This window comes from Microlunatus speluncae, from assembly GCF_009299835.1.
GTDB lineage: Bacteria > Actinomycetota > Actinomycetes > Propionibacteriales > Propionibacteriaceae > Microlunatus > Microlunatus speluncae.
In genome coordinates this window covers 704,049-724,771 of record NZ_VKCZ01000014.1, presented here as the reverse complement: position 1 = coordinate 724,771, position 20,723 = coordinate 704,049, and the positions used below count along the sequence as shown (strand labels likewise).

The 20,723-nt window shown below is 70.1% G+C and carries 18 protein-coding genes; 8 read left to right on the top strand and 10 right to left on the bottom strand.

Annotated features, from left to right (window positions below):
• Positions 1 to 128 precede the first annotated feature (128 nt).
• A complete protein-coding gene (locus FNH24_RS20145) occupies positions 129 to 1,658 on the bottom strand; it encodes a helix-turn-helix domain-containing protein (protein ID WP_152363977.1) in 1,530 nt (509 codons plus the stop codon).
• A gap of 105 nt (positions 1,659 to 1,763) precedes the next feature.
• On the opposite strand from FNH24_RS20145, the gene lpdA reads away from it, so the two are divergent.
• Complete coding sequence (gene lpdA, locus FNH24_RS20140) at positions 1,764 to 3,164, top strand: dihydrolipoyl dehydrogenase (RefSeq protein ID WP_152363976.1); 1,401 nt, start codon at positions 1,764 to 1,766, stop codon at positions 3,162 to 3,164.
• A gap of 6 nt (positions 3,165 to 3,170) precedes the next feature.
• On the opposite strand, the gene FNH24_RS20135 is transcribed toward lpdA, so the two are convergent.
• Positions 3,171 to 4,154: a helix-turn-helix transcriptional regulator gene (locus FNH24_RS20135; RefSeq protein ID WP_152363975.1), complete on the bottom strand. Its 984-nt coding sequence runs from the start codon at positions 4,152 to 4,154 to the stop codon at positions 3,171 to 3,173.
• Positions 4,155 to 4,215: 61 nt separating this feature from the next.
• Between FNH24_RS20135 and FNH24_RS20130 the strand changes: the two genes are divergently transcribed.
• On the top strand, positions 4,216 to 4,737 hold the full coding sequence (locus FNH24_RS20130) for a hypothetical protein (protein ID WP_152363974.1): 522 nt from the start codon (positions 4,216 to 4,218) through the stop codon (positions 4,735 to 4,737).
• Positions 4,734 to 5,363, top strand: coding sequence for an NIPSNAP family protein (locus FNH24_RS20125; RefSeq protein WP_152363973.1), 630 nt, complete (start codon positions 4,734 to 4,736; stop codon positions 5,361 to 5,363). The genes FNH24_RS20130 and FNH24_RS20125 overlap by 4 nt, the downstream gene beginning before the upstream one ends.
• A gap of 21 nt (positions 5,364 to 5,384) precedes the next feature.
• On the opposite strand, the gene FNH24_RS20120 is transcribed toward FNH24_RS20125, so the two are convergent.
• A complete protein-coding gene (locus tag FNH24_RS20120; protein WP_152363972.1) occupies positions 5,385 to 7,181 on the bottom strand; it encodes an ABC transporter ATP-binding protein in 1,797 nt (598 codons plus the stop codon).
• The gene (locus tag FNH24_RS20115; RefSeq protein ID WP_152363971.1) at positions 7,181 to 9,013 is read right to left on the bottom strand and encodes an ATP-binding cassette domain-containing protein; all 1,833 of its coding nucleotides are present in this window, start codon (positions 9,011 to 9,013) and stop codon (positions 7,181 to 7,183) included. Before FNH24_RS20115 ends, FNH24_RS20120 begins: the two co-directional genes overlap by 1 nt.
• Before the next feature lie 251 nt (positions 9,014 to 9,264).
• On the opposite strand from FNH24_RS20115, the gene FNH24_RS20110 reads away from it, so the two are divergent.
• Positions 9,265 to 9,837, top strand: a complete 573-nt coding sequence (locus FNH24_RS20110) for an HhH-GPD-type base excision DNA repair protein (RefSeq protein WP_152363970.1) — start codon at positions 9,265 to 9,267, stop codon at positions 9,835 to 9,837.
• Between the two features lie 3 nt (positions 9,838 to 9,840).
• On the opposite strand, the gene yczR is transcribed toward FNH24_RS20110, so the two are convergent.
• Positions 9,841 to 11,268, bottom strand: a complete 1,428-nt coding sequence (gene yczR / locus FNH24_RS20105) for a MocR-like transcription factor YczR (RefSeq protein WP_152363969.1) — start codon at positions 11,266 to 11,268, stop codon at positions 9,841 to 9,843.
• Positions 11,269 to 11,366: 98 nt separating this feature from the next.
• Here yczR and yczE point away from each other — a divergent pair, with 98 nt between their 5' ends.
• The 3 genes from yczE (at position 11,367) to FNH24_RS20090 (ending at position 14,791) form a co-directional block, all read left to right on the top strand.
• Positions 11,367 to 12,014, top strand: a complete 648-nt coding sequence (yczE, locus tag FNH24_RS20100; protein WP_246186981.1) for a membrane protein YczE — start codon at positions 11,367 to 11,369, stop codon at positions 12,012 to 12,014.
• Positions 12,015 to 12,197: 183 nt separating this feature from the next.
• Positions 12,198 to 12,932 (top strand): class I SAM-dependent methyltransferase, encoded by a 735-nt coding sequence (locus tag FNH24_RS20095; RefSeq protein ID WP_152363967.1) that lies wholly within the window; start codon positions 12,198 to 12,200, stop codon positions 12,930 to 12,932.
• Positions 12,929 to 14,791, top strand: a complete 1,863-nt coding sequence (locus FNH24_RS20090) for a beta-L-arabinofuranosidase domain-containing protein (protein ID WP_152363966.1) — start codon at positions 12,929 to 12,931, stop codon at positions 14,789 to 14,791. The genes FNH24_RS20095 and FNH24_RS20090 overlap by 4 nt, the downstream gene beginning before the upstream one ends.
• Before the next feature lie 507 nt (positions 14,792 to 15,298).
• Here FNH24_RS20090 and FNH24_RS20085 read toward each other — a convergent pair.
• Positions 15,299 to 15,823, bottom strand: a complete 525-nt coding sequence (locus FNH24_RS20085; protein WP_152363965.1) for a TrmH family RNA methyltransferase — start codon at positions 15,821 to 15,823, stop codon at positions 15,299 to 15,301.
• 210 nt (positions 15,824 to 16,033) lie between these two features.
• Here FNH24_RS20085 and FNH24_RS20080 point away from each other — a divergent pair, with 210 nt between their 5' ends.
• On the top strand, positions 16,034 to 17,149 hold the full coding sequence (locus tag FNH24_RS20080) for a hypothetical protein (protein WP_152363964.1): 1,116 nt from the start codon (positions 16,034 to 16,036) through the stop codon (positions 17,147 to 17,149).
• Between the two features lie 113 nt (positions 17,150 to 17,262).
• On the opposite strand, the gene FNH24_RS20075 is transcribed toward FNH24_RS20080, so the two are convergent.
• From FNH24_RS20075 to FNH24_RS20060, 4 genes are read right to left on the bottom strand one after another with little or no spacing between them, the layout of a single operon-like run.
• Entirely contained in the window at positions 17,263 to 18,246 is a 984-nt protein-coding gene (locus FNH24_RS20075) for an acyltransferase domain-containing protein (RefSeq protein ID WP_152363963.1), read from the bottom strand.
• A complete protein-coding gene (locus tag FNH24_RS20070) occupies positions 18,243 to 19,142 on the bottom strand; it encodes an aminoglycoside phosphotransferase family protein (protein WP_152363962.1) in 900 nt (299 codons plus the stop codon). The genes FNH24_RS20075 and FNH24_RS20070 overlap by 4 nt, the downstream gene beginning before the upstream one ends.
• Positions 19,142 to 20,080 carry a hypothetical protein gene (locus FNH24_RS20065; RefSeq protein ID WP_152363961.1) on the bottom strand — a complete coding sequence of 313 codons (939 nt, stop codon included), beginning with the start codon at positions 20,078 to 20,080 and terminating at the stop codon, positions 19,142 to 19,144. Before FNH24_RS20065 ends, FNH24_RS20070 begins: the two co-directional genes overlap by 1 nt.
• A 13-nt stretch (positions 20,081 to 20,093) precedes the next feature.
• The gene (locus tag FNH24_RS20060; RefSeq protein WP_152363960.1) at positions 20,094 to 20,717 is read right to left on the bottom strand and encodes a mycothiol-dependent nitroreductase Rv2466c family protein; all 624 of its coding nucleotides are present in this window, start codon (positions 20,715 to 20,717) and stop codon (positions 20,094 to 20,096) included.
• Positions 20,718 to 20,723 lie beyond the last annotated feature (6 nt).

Here is a 20,723-nt window from a genome sequence, read left to right as displayed (position 1 = left end):
CCGCAGCGATCTCGGGCGCCCGCTCCCTCCGCGAACGGCCGGATCTCTCGCCGCGACCCTTGCCGGCCCGCGCGACCGCTGCAACAGTCGCGTGCGCCCTCAACGGTCGCGTCGAGGCCCGGGATCCGTCAGTGGGTGTCGTAGTAGATCTGGATGTCGGCGCCGACGGCGTTGAGGCGGTTGGCCAGGTCCTCGTAGCCGCGGTTGATCACGTACACGTTGCGCAGCAAGGATTCGCCGCGGGCGGCGAGCATGGTCAGCAGCACGCACATGGCGGGGCGCAGGGCGGGCGGGCAGATGACTTCGGCGCCGCGCCAGCGGGTGGGGCCGGTGACCTCGACCCGGTGCGGGTCGAACAGCTTCACCTGGGCGCCGAGCTTGTTCAGGTCGGTCAGGTAGATCGCGCGGTTGTCGTACACCCAGTCATGGATGATCGTCGACCCACTCGCGGTCGCCGCGATCACGGCGAAGAACGGCAGGTTGTCGATGTTGAGGCCCGGGAACGGCATCGGCTGGATGCTGTCGATCGGCGCCTTCAGCTCGGACGGGTGCACGGTCAGGTCGACCAGCCGGGTATGCCCGTTCTGCGCCACGTACTCATCCGACAAGGAGTAGCGCAGGCCCATCTCGGTCAAGATCGACAACTCGATCTCGAGGAACTCGATCGGCGCCCGCCGGATGGTCAGCTCCGACTCGGTCACCACGGCGGCGGTGAGCAGGCTCATCGCCTCGATCGGATCCTCCGACGGCGCGTACTCGACATCGGTGTTGATGCTCTCCACACCGCGGATCCGCAGCGTCGTGGTGCCGATGCCGTCGATCTCCACGCCGAGGTGGGTGAGGAAGACGCAGAGGTCCTGCACCATGTAGTTGGAGCTGGCGTTGCGCAACACGGTCTCGCCGGTGAACAGCGCGGCGGCCAGCAACGCGTTCTCGGTGCCGGTGTCGCTGCGCTGAGTGAGCACGATGGCCCGGGTCGGCACGACGCTCGGGTCGACCTTGCAGTGGTAGAAGCCGTCGGTCGGCGTCACCGAGAGGCCGAACTGGCGGAACACCTGCAGGTGCGGCTCGATGGTCCGGGCGCCAAGATCACAACCGCCGGCGTACGGCAGCTCGAACTCGTGCATCAGGTGCAGCAGCGGTCCGAGGAACATCAGGATGCTCCGGGTCCGCCGGGCCGCCTCGAGATCCATCGACTCCAGATCCAGCCGGGCCGGCCGGACCAGGGTCAGGTCCTGCCGGTTGGCCGACCAGGTCGCCTCCACGCCGATACTGGTCAGCACCTCGAGGATCCGGTTGACCTCTTCGATCTTGGCGATGCCGCGGATCGTGGTCCGGCCCTGGTTGAGCAGGCTGGCACAGAGCAACGCGACGGCCGCGTTCTTGGAGGACCGGACGTCGATGCTGCCGCTCAGCTTCGCGCCGCCCGTGACCCGCAGGTGCATCGGACTGGCGCCGACGGAGATGATGGGGGAGTCGAGGGCGTCCGCGATGCGGCTCACCATGTCAAGACTCAGGTTCTGGTTACCGGCCTCGATCCGATGGATCGCACTCTGACTCGTCCCCAGCACGGTGGCCAGCTGGGTCTGGGTCAGCCCGCGGTGCTTGCGCGCGTCGCGGATCAGAGTGCCGATGCGGTCCAGTGAGGTTTCAGTCACGCGGAGCACCATATCTCATATGTGAGTTAAACCAAGGTAAGGCCTGTGGTCGACGTGTCGCGCCCCGGCGCTACCGGTCGCCCGGCGCCTTCTAGAGTTGCGTCTATGACCGCACACTTTGATGTCGTAGTCCTCGGCGCGGGTCCGGGAGGCTATGTGGCCGCGATCCGCGCGGCCCAGCTGGGGCTGAAGACCGCCATCGTGGAGAAGAAGTACTGGGGCGGCGTCTGCCTGAACGTCGGTTGTATCCCGAGCAAGGCCCTGCTGCGCAACGCCGAGCTGTCGCACATCCTGACCAAGGAAGCGAAGACGTACGGCATCAACGGCGAGGTCACCATGGACTTCGGGGCCGCCTTCAAGCGCAGCCGGGCCGTCGCGGACCGGATGAGCAAGGGCGTCCACTTCCTGATGAAGAAGAACAAGATCACCGAGTTCGACGGCTGGGGCACCTTCACCGATGATCACACCCTGTCCGTCCAGGGTGACTCGGGCGAGGCCGAGACGATCACGTTCGATCACGCGATCATCTCCACCGGTGCGACGACCAAGCTGCTGCCGGGCACCGAGCTGAGCGAGCGGGTGGTCACCTACGAGGAGCAGATCCTCACCGACACGCTGCCGGAGTCGATGATCATCGCCGGCGCCGGCGCGATCGGCGTCGAGTTCGCGTACGTGCTGACGAACTACGGCGTCAAGGTGACCATCGTCGAGTTCCTTGATCGCATCGTGCCGCTGGAGGACGCCGAGGTGTCGGCCGAGCTGGCCAAGGCGTACAAGAAGCTCGGCGTCACCCTGCTGACCTCGACCAAGGTCGACGCGATCGACGACTCCGGCGACAAGGTCAAGGTGACCGTGTCCCCGGCCAAGGGCGGCGACAGCCAGGTGTTGGAGGCCGACAAGGTGCTGCAGGCGATCGGCTTCGCGCCGCGGACCGACGGCTACGGCCTGGACAAGGCCGGGGTCCAGCTGACCGATCGCGGCGCGATCGACATCGACGGCCTGATGCGGACCAACGTGCCGCACATCTACGCGATCGGCGACGTCACGGCGAAGCTGATGTTGGCCCACACCGCCGAGGCGCAGGGGATCGTGGCCGCCGAGACCATCGCCGGCGCGCCGACGCAGGAGATCAACTACGACTTCATCCCGCGGGCGACCTACTGCCAGCCGCAGATCGGTTCGTTCGGCTACACCGAGGCTCAGGCCAAGGAGAAGGGCTACGACGTCAAGGTGGCGAAGTTCCCGTTCGCGGCCAACGGCAAGGCCTGGGGTCTGGGCGACGCGACCGGCTTCGTCAAGATCGTTTCCGACGCGAAGTACGGCGAGCTGCTCGGCGCCCACCTGGTCGGCCCCGAGGTCACCGAGCTGCTGCCGGAGCTCACCCTGGCCCAGCTCTGGGACCTCACCGCGGAAGAGATCTCCCGCAACATCCACGCCCACCCGACCCTCTCGGAGTCCCTCAAGGAAGCCGCCCACGGCATCTCCGGCCACATGATCAACATCTGAGGCTGATCAACCTCGGGAATAAACGGCGGCGAGAGCCGCGGCGGTGGCCCGGAGTCGGTCGCGGAGTTCGACCGGGGTCAGCAGCTCGACCTCGGCACCGACCTTGAGCACCTCGGTCTCGGCATGACCGAGGGACTCAATCGGAATCCGGGCCGTGGTCCAGCCGTCCGGGTCGGGCTCGGTCGCGGTGTCGATCACGGAGGCGACGGCGGCATCGCCCCACAGGTCACGGATCCGTTCGAGTCCGCGCGGCGACAGGCGGATCGTCGCGATGTCCTGAAACAGTCGCTCCTGGAAACCGGCGAGTTGATCATGCCAGTACGCGGCGAGATCGAAATCAGTCGGGCGGTCGAAGGCCTCGCCGATCTCCTCGACTCCGAGCACCTGGTTGACCCGGTAGGTCCGGGGCGGGCCGTCCTCGGCGGTCCGGGCGACGAGATACCACCGGCCGGCCTTGAGCACCAGGCCCAGCGGCTCCAGCGTGCGCCGGACCAGCGCGGGTTCTTTCCAGCGGCGGTAGAGCACGGTGAGTCGGCGTTGCTGCCACAGGGCGGCGGCCACGTCGGCCAGATAGGCCGGGTTGTCCCGGTCGGCGTACCAGCCGGGAGCATCGAGGTGGAAGCGATCCCGGACCGTCTCGGCCTGCCGGCGGAGCTCCGGCGGCAGGGCCGCGTGCAGCTTGCGTTCCGCGCCGGCGAGGACCGCGCCGAGACCGAGATCGTCGGCCGCCTGAGGCAGCCCGGTGAGGAACAGCGCCTGGGCTTCGTCGCGGGTCAGGCCGGTCAGCCGGGTGCGGTAGCCCTCGATCAGCCGATAGCCGCCGCCGCGGCCGGTGTCGGCATAGAGCGGCACGCCGGCGAACTGCAGCGACTCCATGTCCCGATAGACCGTGCGGACCGACACCCCGAGCTCGTCGGCCAGCTCCTGCGCGGTCATCGACTGCCGCGCCTGCAGCAACATCAGGACACTGACCAGACGGCTGGCACGCATCCGGTCAGTATGGACGGAAAGACTGACAGAGGGTGGCAGTGTTGACCGACAGAGTGCCGCCATGAGCATCGACACCACTTCCGCCGAGCCGATCACCGACGGCCGGCACGACTTCGACTTCATCGCCGGCAGCTGGGCCGTGCACAGCCGCCGGGTGATCGACGCGCTCGACCCGGAGTGCGACGAGTGGGTCGAGTTCGACGGCACCTGCGACGCGCGGTTGATCTTGGACGGGCTCGGCAACTCCGACTCGTTCTTCGTGCCGGCCCTGCCCGACGGCCGCAGCCTCGAGGGTTTCACCGTGCGGTTGTTCGAGCCCGAGACCGCGCTGTGGCGGATCTGGTGGGCCTCGACCACTCGGCCCGGCGTGCTGGACGAGCCGGTGGTCGGTCGCTTCGTCGACGGCGTCGGCACCTTCGAATGCCCGGACGTGGTCAACGGCGTCTCGCTGCTGGTGCGCTACCGCTGGTCCGACATCACCGCCGACTCGGCCCGCTGGCAGCAGTTCTTCTCCTTCGACGACGGCGTCAGGTGGCATCTGAACTGGACCATGGACAACACCCGCATCGCGGCCGCCGGATGAGTTCGACGGCGCCGACGGCCACCGAATGCGGGGTGGTCGAGCTGCGCCGCTACCTGTTGCGGCCCGGCGGCCGGGACGCCCTGATCGAGCTGTTCGAGCGCGAGTTCGTGGAGTCGCAGGAAGTCCTGGGGATGCACCTGTTCGGCCTGTTCCGCGAGGAGGGCGCCGATGATCATTTCGTCTGGTTCCGTGGGTTCCGTGACCTGGGGGAGCGGCTGACGGCCCTACAGACCTTCTACAGCGGTCCGGTATGGGCCCGGCACGGTGCCGCCGCCAACGCCACCATGATCTCCACCGACGACGTGCTGCTGCTCCGCCCCACGCAGTTGTACGCGAGCGAACCGCCCGGCCGAGACGGCAGCGACCGCCCGCCGCTGGAGGTGGCGGTCAGCGACCTGCGGGGCCGGTCCGACGCCGATCGGACCGCCCTCGGCGACCCGGCGATGCCGCCCGGTTTCCGGCCCTTGGGGCGCTTCGAGACGCTGCCCGCGGAGAACGACTTCCCCGGGCTCCCGGTCCGGGACGCGGACGTTGTGGTGATCATCGGCACCGGTGCCCCCGCCCCCGGCGGCGAGGGGGTCGTCCGGCACCGCCTGCTCCCCACCGCCCGGTCGCGCTGGCCCTGATCCGCGACGATGCGGCCGGGCTCAGCGACCTCCGTCCGAGGGTCGGTAGCCGCGGGCCTGCAGCTCGTACAGCTCGGCGTAGTGGCCGCCCGCGGCGATCAGGTCGTCGTGGCTGCCGTACTCGATCAGTCGACCATGATCGAGGACGGCGATCACGTCGGCCGACGCGACGGTGGAGAACCGATGCGTGATCAAGATGGTGATCGTCCCGGTCTCCCGACCGGATCTGGCCGCCGCGGCGTAACGATCGAACAGCTGGTGCTCGGTGATCGCGTCCAAGGCCGCGGTCGGCTCGTCCAGGACCCTGATCAGCGGCGCATCGCGCATCATGCCGCGAGCGATCGCCAGCCGCTGCCACTGACCGCCGGACAGGTCGATACCGCCCGGCCAGCTCGCCCCGAGCTGGGTTGCCAGGCCCGCCGGGACCGTGTCCACGACGGCCTCGGCGGCGCCGGCCCGGATCCCGGCCCGGACCGCTTGCTGATCATCACGACGCGGCAGGTCACCGATGCCGACGGTCTCGGACAGGATCAGTTCGAACCGTACGTGATCTTGGAACGCGCCGCTCAGCCGAGCCTGCCAGGCGGCGACGTCCAGCGTGGTCAGGTCGGCGCCGCCGACCGTGATCGCGCCGGCGGTGGCGGTCCGGAGCCCGGTGATCACCTCGGCCAGCGTCGACTTCCCGGCTCCGTTCTCGCCGACCACCGCGAGGACCGTGCCGGGGGCCAGGTCGAGGGTGATCCCGGCCAGCGCCGCGCGCTCCGATCCCGGATAGTGATAGCTCACCCCGGACAGGCTCAGCCGGCCCGGTCGCCGCGGCGGCTCTTCGGCGCCGATGTGGTCGGCCGTGATCCGGTCGGCGGCGTCGAGCAGCCAGAGGAACCGGCCGGCCGTCCGCGTCATGTCGGCCAGCTCGCTGACCACGCCGCGCAGCTCGCCGCTGACGTTCTGCAGGCGGGTGACCAACAGCAGGGCCAGGGTGAGCCCGACGATGTCGGCACGGCCGGCCAGCGTGTCGCCGACCAGCAGTGCGATCACCGCCGCCGCAACGCTGAAGAAGAGCACCTGGGTGATCGCGGTGAGCCCGGCCTCGCGGACCGCCACGATGACCAGCGGCCGGCGCCAGGCCCGGGCGGCCGCTCGGAGCCGGGCTCGGAGGCCGTCGGCCAGGCCGAAGACCCGGACCTCGCCGAAGTGCTCCGGATCGATGCCGAGCCGGAGCAGCGCCCGGGCCAACCGACCGGGCTCGGCGCTCGCCGCTTCGGCGCGGCCGCGCCAGCGCGCGACGATCGGCCCGGCCAGCACGGTCGGAACGCCGGCGAGGGCGACCACCAGCATCCGCGGATCGGCCGAAGCCGCCATGATCAAGACTCCGACCACCCCGACGACGGAGTTGAGCTGGTTGAGCAACGTGTTGACGGCCAGCCCGATCGCCCCGGAGCGCTCTCGCAGGATCTGCAGTTGATCAAGGTAGCGGGGGTCGTCCAGGTGATCGACGGTCGGGATGGTCGCCGTGACCCGGGCGATCTCGGCGGCGAAGGTGGCGCCGACGCGTTCCATCTGGTTGATCCGGGAGCTGATCCCGATCATGAACAGCAGCCGGGACAGAGCGATCTGACCGACGAAGAGCGCCGCAGCGGTGATCATCCGGTGCTGATCTCCGGCCGTCGCGCCGGCGATGAACAGGGCCAGCGACCAGGGCTGCAGCAGAGCGACCAGGACTCCGGCCACCTCGGCGAGGCAGCCGAGGGAGGCGACCGGAGCGACCCGGATCGACGTGCTGACGAGGAGTCGGAGGGCTCGCAACAGCGAGGTCATCAGAGCTCACCCCGGAACCGTGCCGCCTGCAGCTCGAACATCCGCGCATAGCTGCCACCAAGCCGGATCAAGTCCCGGTGGCTGCCGGACTCGATCACCCGCGCCCCGGAAGCGCCGGGTGGAGTGCCGAGGACGGCGATCCGGTCTGCGTGTCGGACCGACGACAGCCGGTGCGTGATCAACAACGTGCTGCACCGGCGCCGATGATCGAGTACAGACTCGAACAGCGCTACCTCGGCCCGGACGTCGAGCGCCGCGGTCGGCTCGTCCAGCGCGAGCAGGCCGGCCCCTGCCTCGATCGCGGTCAGCGCTCGGGCCAGCGCGATCCGCTGCCACTGGCCGCCGGACAGGTTCGTCCCGCCGGCGAACTCGGCCGACAGCACCGTGCCGGGACCGTCCGGCAGTTCCTTGATCACCGTGTCCGCCCCTGCCTGGGCGGCGGCTCGGGCCCAGTCCGTACCGGATTGCCAGCGGTTGCCGGCCAGCAGGTTCTCGGCCGCGCTGAGTGGCAGCCGGAGGAACTGCTGGAAGATCGGCGCGATCCGCGACCGGGCCACCGGATCCGTCGCGGGGTCCCGACCGTCGATCCGGATCGTGCCGGCAGCGGCCGGCCAGAGCCCGCAGAGCAGCCCGAGCAGTGTCGACTTGCCGGCCCCGTTCGGCCCGACGACCGCCACACACTCACCCGGTTCGATGATCAACTCCAGCTCCTCCAGCACGGGGGAGTCACGCCCCGGATATCCGAAGGTCAGCCCGCGGATCTCGATCCGCGCCGGCTTCGGCTCGGGCGGCGAGCTCGGGGAACGAAGCGTCGCTTGCGCCCGGGCCGGAAAGGGTAGGCCGAGCGAGGTGCGTAAGTCGACCAGCCGGGACAGTTCGGTGGCCGTACGGTCCAAAGACGTCTCGTCGTCCTCCTGCCGGCCGAACACACTCAGCGCCAGCATCGCCTGCACCAGGGTGACCAGCGATGCCACGGTCACCTTGCCGCCGCCGACGTCGAAGATCAACACGCCGAACGCGCCGGCATTCAGGAGCAGTAGCAAGATCAACGACCCGACGGTGCCGCGCACGGTCCGGCGCCGGTCGGCCGCGACGCCGACCATGATCTGTCGCCGCAGCGCCACGAACGCATCGACGAACCACTCGGCCAGGCCGAACAGCCGCACCTCCTTGGCGGAGGCCCGGTCCGAGACCGCGCGATACAGATAGGCGGCGCGGTGCCGCAGCGGAATCGCCCCGGCGTCGTCCATCAGCACGGACCGCCACCGGGCGGTGGTGCGGGACAGGATCAGCCAGCCGACCAGCAGGATGACCGCGATCCACCAGTGCCAGCCGGCCACGATCACCAGGGCGCCGATGCCGGACAGCCGGGACGAGATCACGCCCCACAGGCCGCCGACTCCGCGCAGAAACAGCCAGTGCTGCAGCACCCCGGCCGCCTGCTCCAGCGTCTGGGCGCCGGCCGGGGACCGGATCCCGGTGATCGAGTACGGAGCGGTGGCGGTGTCCAGCAGCAGGTCCTGGTATGCGCTCAGGTACCGAGCCCCGGTCACCTCCTCGACCCCGCCCGAGATCGCCGCCAGCAGCGGGCCCGCGACGAGCGCGGCGGCGGTCGCGGTCAGCCAGCCCCAGACTGCGGCCGGATCGCCGGAACCGCCCACCACCTCAGCCAGCGCCCCGATCAGTCGACCCGAGCTGATCATCGCGGCGACCGCGGCGACGGCGTGCAAGGTCGCCAGGGCCAGGCAGATCAGGGCATGGAGGGGAGCGGCGCGCCAGAGCAACCGGAGGTGGATCAGCAGGCGGGAGATGGAGCGCGGCAGCCTGGGCATGGCAAGACCCTTCGTTCGAGTGAACTAGGCGGACTCGCGTCCACCCGGGCCTTGGATCAGGCGATCCTGATCATGCCCGGTGGTGCGGTTCGTACGCCACTGGATTTCGGACTTGCGCGCGCTCTTACCGACCCAATCACGGGACCTACGGTCCACGCACGCTGTATGTGATGGAGATCACATCAAGGACCCGATGATGATCAACTTCGAGGCCGGTCGGGGTAGGTAGACAGATGAGGGAGGATGGTCGCATGCCGTACCAGATCACCGGGCTGCCGGAAGCCGACGCCGTGCTCAACGAATACCCGTTCGCCCTGGTGGCCGGGATGATGCTCGACCAGCAACACCCGATGGAGCACGCGTTCCGGGGCCCCTGGAAGATCCTCGACCGGTTCGGCACGCTCGACCCGGCGGCGATCGCCACGGCCGACCCGCAGGAGTTCGCGGCCCTGTGCGCGGTGCCGCCGGCCGTGCACCGGTTCCACGGCGCGATGGGGGCCCGGCTGCAGGAACTGGCCCGGGTCGTGGTCGAGGAGTACGACGGCGACGCCTCCCGGATCTGGACCGAGGCCAAGTCGGGCGCCGAGTTGCTGAAGCGGGTGCAGTCGCTGCCCGGCTTCGGCAAGCAGAAGGCGCAGATCTTCGTGGCGCTGCTGGCCAAGCAGGCCGGCATCCAGCCGCGGGGCTGGAAGGCGGCCGCCGGCGACTATTCGCTCAACGGCTTCCGCTCGGTCGCCGACGTGATCGACCCGGAGACGTTGCTGAAGGTGCGCAGCTACAAGAAGGCCAAGAAGGCCGCCGCCAAGGAAGCCGCCGCGCCCTGACGTTCAGGCGGTGAGGGAGAGGCCGCCCCGGCTGTCGCCCAGCGCGGCCACCTCGGCCCACAGCGCCGCCAGCCGGTCGACGGCCTCGGTCAGCGTTTCGGTCGGCAGCGTGTAGGCGATCCGGAGCCGGCGCTCGCCGCCGCCGTCGGGGAAGAACTGGCTGCCCGGCGTGAGCAGCAGGCCGTGCCGCTCCGCGTTGGCGGCCAGCCGGCCGGACAGCTCGCCCGGCAGTGAGACCCAGACCGAGAGCCCGCCGGTCGGCCGGGTCAGGGTCCAGGCCGGCAGGCGGTCGGCCAGCGTCGCGATCAGGTGATCACGCTGCTCGGCCAGCCGCTCGCGCTGCAACGCCAGTAGCGTCGAGGAGTCCCGGAGCAGCTCCGCGACGACCAGTTGCTCCAGCGGCGCGGTGCCGAGATCGAGGGCGATCCGGCTCTGCACCAGCGGCCGGATCAGGGACCGCGGCGCCCGGATCCAGCCGACCCGCAGGCCGCCCCAGAACACCTTGCTGGCCGAGCCGATGGTGATCGCGTCGGTCAGGCCGGCCGCCATCGGACCGGGCTCGGGCTGACCGTCAAGGAGCAGCTCGGTCATCGTCTCGTCGACGATCATGGTCACCCGGTGCTCGCGGAAGACCTCCCGCAGCCGGGACCGCTGCCCGGCCGGCATCAGGTGTCCGGTCGGGTTGTGAAAATCGGGGATCTGGTACGCCAGCCGCGGCGACGTCTGCCGGACCAGGAACTCGATCGCGTCCGGATCCCAGCCGTCGTCGCCGAGCGGCTGCGCCACCAGCCGGGCGCCGTGCTGGCGGAACGCGTCGATCGCGTTCGGATAGGTGGGAGCGTCGACCAGCACCCGGTCCCCCCGGGACAGCAGGCACCGGGCCAGGATCGCGATCGCGGACAGCGCCCCGGAGGTGATCAGGATCTGGCCCGGCTCGGTCGGCAGCCCGCGACTCCGATAGCGATCGGCGATCGCCTCGCGCAGCGTGAGCAGGCCGTGCGGCTCGTACCCGGTCGTGCCGAGCACCGCGGGCAGCCGCTCGATCGCCCGCTCGTAGGCGAGCATCAGGCCCGGCGTGGCCCGCGGCGCGGCGCGGGTGAGCTCGATCAGTCCGTCGTCCGGTGAGTTGCTGCCGAGCAGGGCCGTGGATTCAGCCCGGGCCGCGGCGATGGCGTAGTTGCCGGAGCCGCGCCGAGCCTCGGCGTACCCGCGCTCGCGCAGGTCGACGTACGCGGCGGCGATGGTGGATCGGCTGAGCGACAGGGCGGTGGCCAGCTCGCGTTCGCTCGGCAGCCGGGTGTGATGTCCGATCCGCCCGTCGACGATCAGCAGCCGGAGCCGTTCGGCGAGGTCCTGATAGGCCGGCGAGGCCCAGGCCGAATCCCCGAGCAACCGGGCCACTCGGGCCGCAGAGATCCAGGGGTTCGTCATGGTCTCAGCCTAAGCGGCCCGCTCAAGCCCTGGCAATCGTGCCACTTGTTGTCAATTGGATCTATGGAGACCGACCAATGTCCGGCGAGACTGGCTCCGTGCCTCCCACCTCGTCACCCGTCACGACCCTGGGCCCGGTGCAGCAACTGCGCGCCGGCCGACTCGGCCGCCGGCTGCCGCAGCTCTACGCCGGGCTGTTGCTGTACGGCTTCTCGCTGGCCATGATGCTCCGCGGCGATCTCGGCCTGCCGCCGTGGGACGTGCTGGCGCAGGGCCTGTCCCGCTGGATCCCGGTCAGTTTCGGCACGATCACCATCGGCGTCGGTGCGCTGGTGCTGCTGCTCTGGCTGCCGCTGCGGCAGCGGCCCGGGCTCGGCACCCTGTCCAATGTGATCGTCGTCGGGTTGGCGATCGATCTTGGCCTCTGGCTGATCCCGGCGCAGTCCGACTGGCCGGTCCGGATCGCGCTGCTGGTCGGCGGCATTGTGCTGAACGGGATCGCCGGCGCGACCTACATCGGCAGCCAGTTCGGCCCCGGCCCGCGGGACGGACTGATGACCGGGCTGGCCGCGCGGACCGGCCGCAGCCTGCGCCTGATCCGGACCGGGATCGAGATCGTGGTGTTGATCATCGGCTTCCTGCTCGGCGGCACGGTCGGTGTCGGCACGGTTGCGTACGCGCTGGCGATCGGGCCGTTGGTCCAACTGTTCCTGCGCTGGACCGCGGTCCGGCTGGAGCCGTCATGATCAGCCTCATTGTGCTGGGCGCCCTGCTCGTGATCATCGTTGTCGCCCTGGAGCTGAACCAGCGGCGATCGGGCGGGACCCGACCCTGGGCCGGGTTCGCCGACGACCGGGACCGAGCCCGCACCTGGGCGGAGTTCGAGGCCCGCCAGGTGTCAGCCGATCCGACTGGCAGACTTGTCGCCCGTGACCGAGACAGCCGCCAACGCCACCGCGATCGCCCGCTGGTCGAAACTCCCGACGAATGTCCTCGAAGCCCATCAGCTCGACGGAGACTTCCCGAAACGTCATCTGCTCAATGATCATCTACTCAATCTGCTCGGTGAGCTGCCCGGCCGCCGGCTGCTCGACGCCGGCGCCGGAGAGGGCTACCTGAGCCGGATCCTGGCCCGGGCCGGCGCCCGGGTGACCGCGGTTGAGCCGGCCGGCGGGCTGGTGGACCGGATCCGGCAGCTGGAGCAGGCGGAGCCGCTGGGGTTGGAGATCCAGCAGCAGGACCTGACCGAGTTCCGAGCCGAGCAGCCGTACGACGCGGTGGTCTGCAGCATGGTGTTGCAGGCGATCCCGGACTGGCGGCCCGCGCTCGCGGCCTGCGTGGCCGCCGTGAAGCCCGGCGGGCAACTGGTGATCGCCCTGGTCCATCCGGCGTTCGAGAATCTCTGGACCGTCTGGCGGGAGCACGGCGACTACCGGCTGACCGGCTATCTGGCCGAGTACGAGATCAAGGCCGCGTACGCCTCGGACTTCCACCGGCCGCTGTCGACGTATCTGAACGCGATCATCGAAGCCGGCTGCCGGCTGACCTCGGTCATCGAGCCCGGCCTGGATCCCGAGGTCGCCCGCGAGTCGGGGATCGAGGCGATCGAGGCCTACGTCGACCTGCCGAACTTCGTGATCATCGCCGCGGAGCGGCCGGCATGAGCGGGCTGACCGAGCCGGTCTTCGACCCGCTGCCGCTCGGCGCGATCAAGCCCAGCGGCTGGCTGCATGATCAACTCCGGATCCAGGCCGACGGGCTGACCGGCCACCTGGACGAGCACTGGGCCGACGTCGGCCCGGACAACGGCTGGCTCGGCGGCGACGGCGACGGCTGGGAGCGCGGACCGTACTATCTCGACGGGCTGCTGCCGCTGGCTCACCTGCTCGGCGACGAACGGCTGATCGCCAAGGCCGGCCGCTGGATCGACGCCACCCTGGACGGGCAGCGCGACGACGGCAGCTTCGGGCCGTACGGCAAGGAGACCAGCAGCGGGCGAGACCAGAGCCACGACTGGTGGCAGTTCATGATCATGCTCAAGGTGCTGACCCAGCATCACGAGGCGACCGGTGACGAGCGGGTGATCCCGTTCCTGGAGCGCTACGCCGCCCACCTGGAGCGGGAGCTGCCCGGCCGGCCGCTGCAGTCGTGGGCCCGGGCCAGGGGAGCGGACCTGGTGCTGAGCATCCTCTGGCTGCACCGGCAGCGGCCGGACGACCGCTGGCTCCGGCTGGCCGAGTTGATCATGGAACAAACGCTCGACTGGACCGACACGTTCACCGACTTCCCGTTCCGGCGCAAGGTGACGGTCTGGGATCCGCGGTCGCACGGCGTCAACGTGGCGATGGGGCTGCGGGCGCCGGGATTGCGGCACCGGGTGACCGGTGACCCGGCGCAGCTGACCGCGGTCCGGGCCGGTTTGACCGCCCTGGACACGTACCACGGGCAGGCACACGGGCTGTTCTCCGGCGACGAGTGGCTCAGCGGCACCCATCCCAGCCAGGGCTTGGAGTTGTGCGCCGTCGTCGAATACCTGTTCAGCATGGAACAGTTGATCATGATCTTCGGCGAGGGGGAGTTCGGCGACCTGCTCGAACTGGCCGCGTTCAACGCGCTGCCGGCGACGATCTCGGCCGACTGGACCTCGCACCAGTACGACCAGCAGGCCAACCAGATCGCCTGCACGGTAGCCGATCGGCCGTGGAGCAACGGCCCGGACGCCAACCTGTTCGGCCTGGAGCCGCATTTCGGCTGCTGCACCGCCAACATGCATCAGGGCTGGCCCAAGCTGGTGTCCCACCTGTGGCTGAGCGACCGGCAGGGTGGGCTGGTTGCGGCCGGCTATGCGCCGTGCCGGGTCGAGACCGAGGTGGCCGACGGCATCGGGTTGCGGCTCGAGGTCGGCGGCGGCTATCCGTTCCGGGAGACCGTGACGATCACCCTCGGGCTGGATGCCGACGCCCGGTTCCCGCTCCGGCTGCGGATCCCCGGCTGGTGTGAGAAGCCGTCGCTGTCCTGTAACGGCGAGGCCGTGATCTTCGGCGAAGTCGATCATGGTTTCGTCACCGTGCACCAGACCTGGAAGGACGGCGATCAACTCCGGCTGCACCTGCCGATGGAGACCCGGGTGTTGCCGCGGCAGACCCCGGCCGTCGCGGTCGAACGCGGGCCGCTGGTCTACGCCCTGCCGATCAAGGAGGACTGGCGCCCGCTGCGGACCCGGGACCGGTTCAGCGACTGGGAGTTGCACCCGGCCTCGCAATGGCAGTTCGGGATCGACGAGGCCGCCGACCTGACCCCGGTGGAGTCCGAGATCGGCCGCCAGCCGTTCGACGCAGCCGACGCCCCGATCCGGCTCCGCACCACCGGCCGGCTGATCCGCAACTGGCCGATGAAGCACAACAGCGCCGCCGCCCCACCCCTGACCTGCGACGTGACCGACCAACCCTCCGTCCCCCTCACCCTCGTCCCCTACGGCTCCGCCCGCCTCCGCCTCACCGAACTCCCCCTCCTCCCTCCCTAAACCGCCGACCCGCCACTAACGCACGCGCTTCAGCGGCGTGTCTGCGCACAAGTGACGTCTCGCCAACGCCCCCCCCGGGTCACCCAGAACCGCCGACCCGTCACATCCGCGGCCGTTTTGGCGGCGTGTCGCAGCAGTTGTGACGGCTCAGTGGGAAATCGGGGAGGTCGAGGCCGAGTCGGAACATCTCAGATCGTCGTCAAGAGGTCGGGCGGTCATGCGATAGGTCGCAGGTCATTCGGGGGTCGTAGGTCTGGGTCGGTCACAGGTGATGCAGGGGGTCGCAGGTCATACGGGGTCCGCAGGTCATACGGGGTCCGCAGGTCATACGGGGTGGGAGGTCATGCAGGGGGTCGCAGGTCATGCGGGGATCGCAGGTCTGGGTCGGTCACAGGTCATGTGAGGGGTCGCAGGTCATGCGGCGGGGGTCCGGACCGGGTGATCGAGACGTCACTCGTGCACCGACACCCCGCCAAAACGCGTGCACTAGTGCCGGGTCGGCGGGGGTTAGAGGAGGCCGGCGAGGCGGTAGAGGACCAGGGAGCCGGCGACGGTGACGTTGAGGCTGTGGCCGGTGCCGACCATCGGGATCTCGACGGCGTCGTCCAGCAGGTCGAGTGCGTCGGCGGGGATGCCGGTGGTCTCGTGGCCGAGCAGCATCACGGTCCGCTGCCGCGCCGCGGGAAGATCACCGAGCCGGATCGATTCCTCGGTCAGCTCGACGCCGATCAGGCGGGAGCCTTCCGCCTGCTGCCGGGTCAGCCACGGGATCGGGTCCCGCGCCACCCAGTGCACGCAGCTCCGGCGGCGCAGCGTGTTGCCCTTGTCCAGTGCCTCCGGGATCCACGGCAGCCGGGGCACCGCCAGGCACGCGCCGACGGCGTCGCAGGTGCGCAGCATGGTGCCGAGATTGACACCGTGCTTGGGCCAGAGCGGCGCGGCGATCAGGTGGTTCCAACAGGAGTGCGAGCGGCGCCGGCGTTGGCTGCGGAGGTCGGACCGGGAGCTGATCCGGATCCGCCGGGCGGTCATGACGAGACCGGAAGACCCTTCCGGCCGGGATCGAGAGTGCCTCGCGACAGGCTCGCGGAACCAGTGCTTCGAATCATGATCATCGATGCTTCGCGGCGCATCGGGGCCATCGACGGGCGCCGTCGGTACGGCGACGCGGAAGTCATCAGGATACCAACCCGCGGAGCCTCGGCCGTCTCAGCCGGCCGGAACTTTCGTAGGCTGGGGCGGGTGCCCATCCCCACCGCCGCCCTGGTGCTGTCACTACTGCGCCCGGTCTGGGGCCGCGACGTCGAGGCGGGGCCCGCCGAGCCGATCCCACCATGGAGTGTCGCCCGGTTCAAGATCAGCGGTGGGCCGCTCGGGTCGGTGATCACGAAGTGGGTCCGCGACGGCGATCCCGATCATCCGGGGGCGAGGGCGCATCCGAGTCAGTTGACGACCGAGGCGGTCGCGCTCGACTTCCTGGCCGGCCTCGACGTCCGGGCCCCGCGGCTGATCGCCGCCGATCGAGGAATCTTGATCATGGAAGACTTCCCGGCGCACCGGCCGTTGGACCGGCTGATCCGGGAGCGGGGTTACACCGAGCAGACGCGCACCGGTCTGCTCGAGGCGGCGCGGCTGCTGGCCGATCGTCACGCCCGGACCGCGGGTCGGTCGGCGGCGTTCTACCGGGCGTTGGCCGATCGAAGGCCCGTCGACCAGGCTCACGAACGGCGTCGCTTCCTGGCCCGTGGCTGGGAGCTGACCAGCGGGTACGCGGCCGGGATCGGCTGCCCGCCGGGGGATCGGGCGGTCGCCGAGGCCGCGGACGTGTTCAACGTGCTGGATCGCCCGGGTCCGTTCCTCGCCTTGTCCAACGGCGATTCCGCGACCAACAACGTCCTGGTCGGCAGCCCGACGGACGTGATCATCGACTACGAGTTCGCCGGCTATCGGCACTGCCTGAGCGACCTGACCGACTTCTATCTGCCCGGGCCACGCTGGGTCACGGTGGTCGATGCGGTCGAGTCCGGATTCGAGGACGTGTACCGGTCGACCCTGGCGCCGGCCATCCCGGCGGTCACCGACGACGACCGCTTCGGCCGTGATCTTGCCGCGGCCGGACTGACCCATGCGTTCGGCCGACTGGGCAACTTTCCCAAGATCGACAACCGCGCCGCCGGCGACCGGAGCCGGCTGGAACGGCTGATCACGATCGAGTCGGCGGCGGCCCTGGCGGAGTCCCGGTCAACGTTCCCGGCACTCGCCGACTGGTGCCGCGACCTGGGTCGGACCCTGCGCCGGCGCTGGCCGGAGACCGACGTCCGGACCGACGACCTGCTCCGATTCCTACCTCGAGGCTAGGGCGTGTCTCCTGAACCGCACTGGCACGAATCGGGGGCGCAACGCACCGCGGGACCGAAAATCGCCAGGTGGGACCGGGTTGCGCTCCCGATTTGTGACGGTGGGTCGAGGGCTCAGGCCTCGAAGGTCCGCCAGCCGGCGCCGCCGTACCAGTGGCCGCCGTTGTCGAGGTGGTCGATCAGCGCCCGTTGCAGCGACGACCGTCGCGGCAGGCCGGCCCGGGCGTCCACGTCGCGGGTGCCGAAGACGAACAGGAACGCGCCGGCGTCGTCGATGTCAGCTCGGCGGTGGGTGATCGTGAACCGGCGTTGGAAGGCCGTGATGTTGGAGTCGGCCGGCAGTCGCTCGGCGAGCTGCGGGTCGAGCAACCAGGAGTGGCAGGTGAAGACGATCGGCCGGTGGTCGGGGAAGTGCCGCGGGAAGAACTCCAGCGCGGCCGCGAAGGACTCCGCACAGGCGCCGTCGTCGATCGGCCCGCAGTAGTCGGGGATGTGGACGGCGATCGCCGGATCGCCGGGCTCGGCCGGCACCCCGCCGGCCCGGACCTCGGCGCTGGTCGTCCGACCGAGCGGCACCAGCTCGAACTGCAGCCGGCCGAGTTGATACAGCCGGCCCTGGAAGTGGTTCGACATCCAGCCGACCTCGGACATCCCGCCGCGGCCGATCCGGCGGCGGTGGTTGGTCAGTTGCCGGCCGAGGTCGGCCAGAGTGCGTCGGCTGACGTCCGGCGGCACCGACCGTTCCAGGTGCCAACGACGGATCACCGGATCCATCGCCGCGAAGGCGTACATGGCCGCATAGCGGAGCAACGGATCGTCGCACCGGCGGAGGTCGAGCTCGTGCCCCAGGCCCGTGGCCGAGCCGAGTCCGCGGTGCAGCCCGCTCAGGATCCGCGCCGCGACGGTGCCGGCCTCATGATCATCCAGCCGCGGTCGCAGGCGGAGGATCTCGCCGAGATCCTCGTGCGGGACGGCCAACTCGGTGAGTACGTCGAGCAGGGCGACGCCGCTGGGGATCGGCGGCAACGGCTCGGCGACGTCGAGCGTGTCCAGCCAGGCTCGGTCGGCGGCCGTCAACTGGGCGGCGGTGTCGGTCATCCCAACCCTTTCGAGGTCGTCAGCATCAGGTCGAGCAGCCGGTGGCAGCGCGGCGGATCCTCGGTCAGTCCGTGCCGCAGCCCCCAGAAGAGATAGTCGGCCGACCGGAAGATCACCCAGCGGCGAGCGCGGGCCGGGTCGAGCCCGGCGATCTCGACGACCGTGCGGACATGATCGACAACGTCGCGGTCGGAGCGGGTGTCGAGCCGGTCCCACAGGATCCGGGCCAGGTCGTACTCGATGTCGCCGCGCAGCAGCACCGGATCGACCACCAGCCACGGTTCCCGTTCACCGCCGAGGACCTGGGCGTAGTGCAGATCGCCGTTCACGGCCAGGTCGGCGCCCGGCTCGGCCAGCAGCGCACCCGCCGCGTCGAGCACCCCGTCCAGCAGCCGCTCGGGGAACGGCTGCCGCAACTCGCGCCAGGCGTCGCGGAATCGCGCGACGCCCGAGCGAAGGATCGACGTCGTGGTCGTCACCCCGGTGGGTGGCTCGACGGCCAACCGGCGCATCAGCCGGGCGAGGATCGGCACCGCGTCGGCCGACGGCATCGTCTCCAGCGTGCGGCCGGCGTCCAGTCGTTCCAGCAGCATCGCCCCGGCCGCGAGCTCGGCGTCGTGCAGCAGCACCGTGCCCCGCCCGGCCCAGAACCGGAGCGCCTCGACCTGGGCCGGCAGATCATGATCATCCGGCGGGTTCAGTCGCAGCGCGAATCGTTCCGTGCCGCGCCGGACCGGGACCACCAGGGCGTTCGACCCGTGCCGGACCGGCCCGTCGACGACGACACCGAAGTGATCGCACTGCTCGGCGACGAGGGCCGGCAGCGTGTCCAGCCAGGCGGCCCCGCCATGCCACCACCGGGGCATCGCGCGAAAGCTCGCCGGGACCTCGATCATCAGTCGATCGGCTCGACCGCGAAGAAGAACTCGCGGCCCGGCCGGAACGGCTCGATCAGCTCGAAGTTCTCGTACGAGACGCCGCCCGGGATCGGCGATTCGCTGGCCCAGTAGGTGTAGCGGCCGTTGACACAGGCGACCAGCCCGGGATCCGGATCGGCGGCGCGCCAGGTCTGGACGGCCCGGCGGCCGAAGTACTTCCAGTGCTCGGCCGTATCGGCGGCATAGCTCGCGGCGCCGTGATCAACTTCGTCCGGCCGGGCCGAGACCACGGCGTCGCCGGTCTCCGTGCGGGTCAGCTCGGCCAGCCCGAACTTCGCGTGCGGGGCGAATCCGGTGCCGGTGAAGCCGGACCAGCAGTCCGCCGGGGTGACCGTACGATTGGCCAGCTCCAGCAGCCGGAGCCGGGCGAAGTTGCCCATCGTCGCGGTCAGCACGCAGGCACTCAGCGGCACCGAACCGCTCCGCCGGAAGGCCGCGATCCCGAACTCGTGCGGCCGGTCGGCCCGGAAGGTCACCCGCACCGCGACATCGGCACCGTTGTCGAACCGCTCGGAGATGATCACCACGCTGAGCCGCTCGACGCCGTCGACCGTGGTCAGCTCTCCGGCCACCGGCTGATCGCTCTCACCGACCTCCGCGTCGACCCCGGTGGCACTCCAGAACCGCTTGCCGCGCACCTGGTCCAAGCCGCTGGGCTCGAGCTCGGAGTAGCCCCGCTTGTCCTGGCCTTCCGGGATCGGCTCGATGGCGATGAAGTTGATCAGTCGCTGCCGCGGATGATCAAGATAAGGCGCATAGATCCGGAGCAGTCCGCGCGGACCGCCGGGTGGCACGATGCCAACCTGGATCCCGTCCGCGAATCCCCACCGCGGCTCGGCCGGAAACCGGTCGGACGGACGGATCCAGGCACCCTGCTGTCGCGGTTCAGTGATCATGGTGAGCCTCAGGCTACCGTCCCGTCTTCAACTCGGTGAAGGCGCCGACGGTGGCCAGGGCGGTGACTCCCTGCCACAGCCGTACCGCCTCGTCGTCGTCCTCGATCGCCGTCGTGATCACCGGGCCGAAGAACGCGCGGTCCACACCGGCTCCGTCGCTGAGTTGGACGACCGGGGTGCCGAGCCCCGGACCGACCAGTTCCACGCCACGCGAGTGCGAGTCGCGGATCGCCTGGTCCAGGGCGTCACTGCTACCGGCCTCGGCCAGGTCCTCGGGCAGTCCGGCGGTGCGCAGGGACGACGTCAGGTCGTTCAGCCAGTCGTTCTCGGGATCGGCGCCGGGCGTCCGTTCCCAGAGCGCGCGGTAGAACCGCAGCAACGCCTCCGGTCCGTGCCGGTCGAGGACCGCGGCGCAGATCCGGACCGGCACCCACAGGTAGCCCTCCGGATCTCCCTCGGGGTCGTCGTCGCGATCTTCGTTGAGCACCGAGAGGCTCATCAGCTGCCAGTCGACCATGATCAGCTTGTGCTCGATCAGTCGTAGCAACCATCGGGTGGTCAGCCAGGTCAGCGGGCAGGAGGGGTCGAACCAGTAGCCGACCTGCCAGGGCCGGCCGCTGTCGTCGGGAAGGGCCATGTCGGC

Excerpts from the sequence above, each read along its gene's own strand:
- FNH24_RS20090 (WP_152363966.1), top strand. The coding sequence starts at position 12,929 with ATGAGCGGGCTGACCGAGCCGGTCTTCGACCCGCTGCCGCTCGGCGCG.
- FNH24_RS20125 (WP_152363973.1), top strand. The coding sequence starts at position 4,734 with ATGAGTTCGACGGCGCCGACGGCCACCGAATGCGGGGTGGTCGAGCTG.
- FNH24_RS20130 (WP_152363974.1), top strand. The coding sequence starts at position 4,216 with ATGAGCATCGACACCACTTCCGCCGAGCCGATCACCGACGGCCGGCAC.
- FNH24_RS20075 (WP_152363963.1), bottom strand. The coding sequence starts at position 18,246 with ATGACCGACACCGCCGCCCAGTTGACGGCCGCCGACCGAGCCTGGCTG.
- FNH24_RS20070 (WP_152363962.1), bottom strand. The coding sequence starts at position 19,142 with ATGATCGAGGTCCCGGCGAGCTTTCGCGCGATGCCCCGGTGGTGGCAT.
- FNH24_RS20060 (WP_152363960.1), bottom strand. The coding sequence starts at position 20,717 with ATGGCCCTTCCCGACGACAGCGGCCGGCCCTGGCAGGTCGGCTACTGG.
- FNH24_RS20115 (WP_152363971.1), bottom strand. The coding sequence starts at position 9,013 with ATGCCCAGGCTGCCGCGCTCCATCTCCCGCCTGCTGATCCACCTCCGG.
- yczR (WP_152363969.1), bottom strand. The coding sequence starts at position 11,268 with ATGACGAACCCCTGGATCTCTGCGGCCCGAGTGGCCCGGTTGCTCGGG.
- FNH24_RS20085 (WP_152363965.1), bottom strand. The coding sequence starts at position 15,823 with ATGACCGCCCGGCGGATCCGGATCAGCTCCCGGTCCGACCTCCGCAGC.
- FNH24_RS20065 (WP_152363961.1), bottom strand. The coding sequence starts at position 20,080 with ATGATCACTGAACCGCGACAGCAGGGTGCCTGGATCCGTCCGTCCGAC.
- FNH24_RS20135 (WP_152363975.1), bottom strand. The coding sequence starts at position 4,154 with ATGCGTGCCAGCCGTCTGGTCAGTGTCCTGATGTTGCTGCAGGCGCGG.
- lpdA (WP_152363976.1), top strand. The coding sequence starts at position 1,764 with ATGACCGCACACTTTGATGTCGTAGTCCTCGGCGCGGGTCCGGGAGGC.
- FNH24_RS20120 (WP_152363972.1), bottom strand. The coding sequence starts at position 7,181 with ATGACCTCGCTGTTGCGAGCCCTCCGACTCCTCGTCAGCACGTCGATC.
- FNH24_RS20110 (WP_152363970.1), top strand. The coding sequence starts at position 9,265 with ATGCCGTACCAGATCACCGGGCTGCCGGAAGCCGACGCCGTGCTCAAC.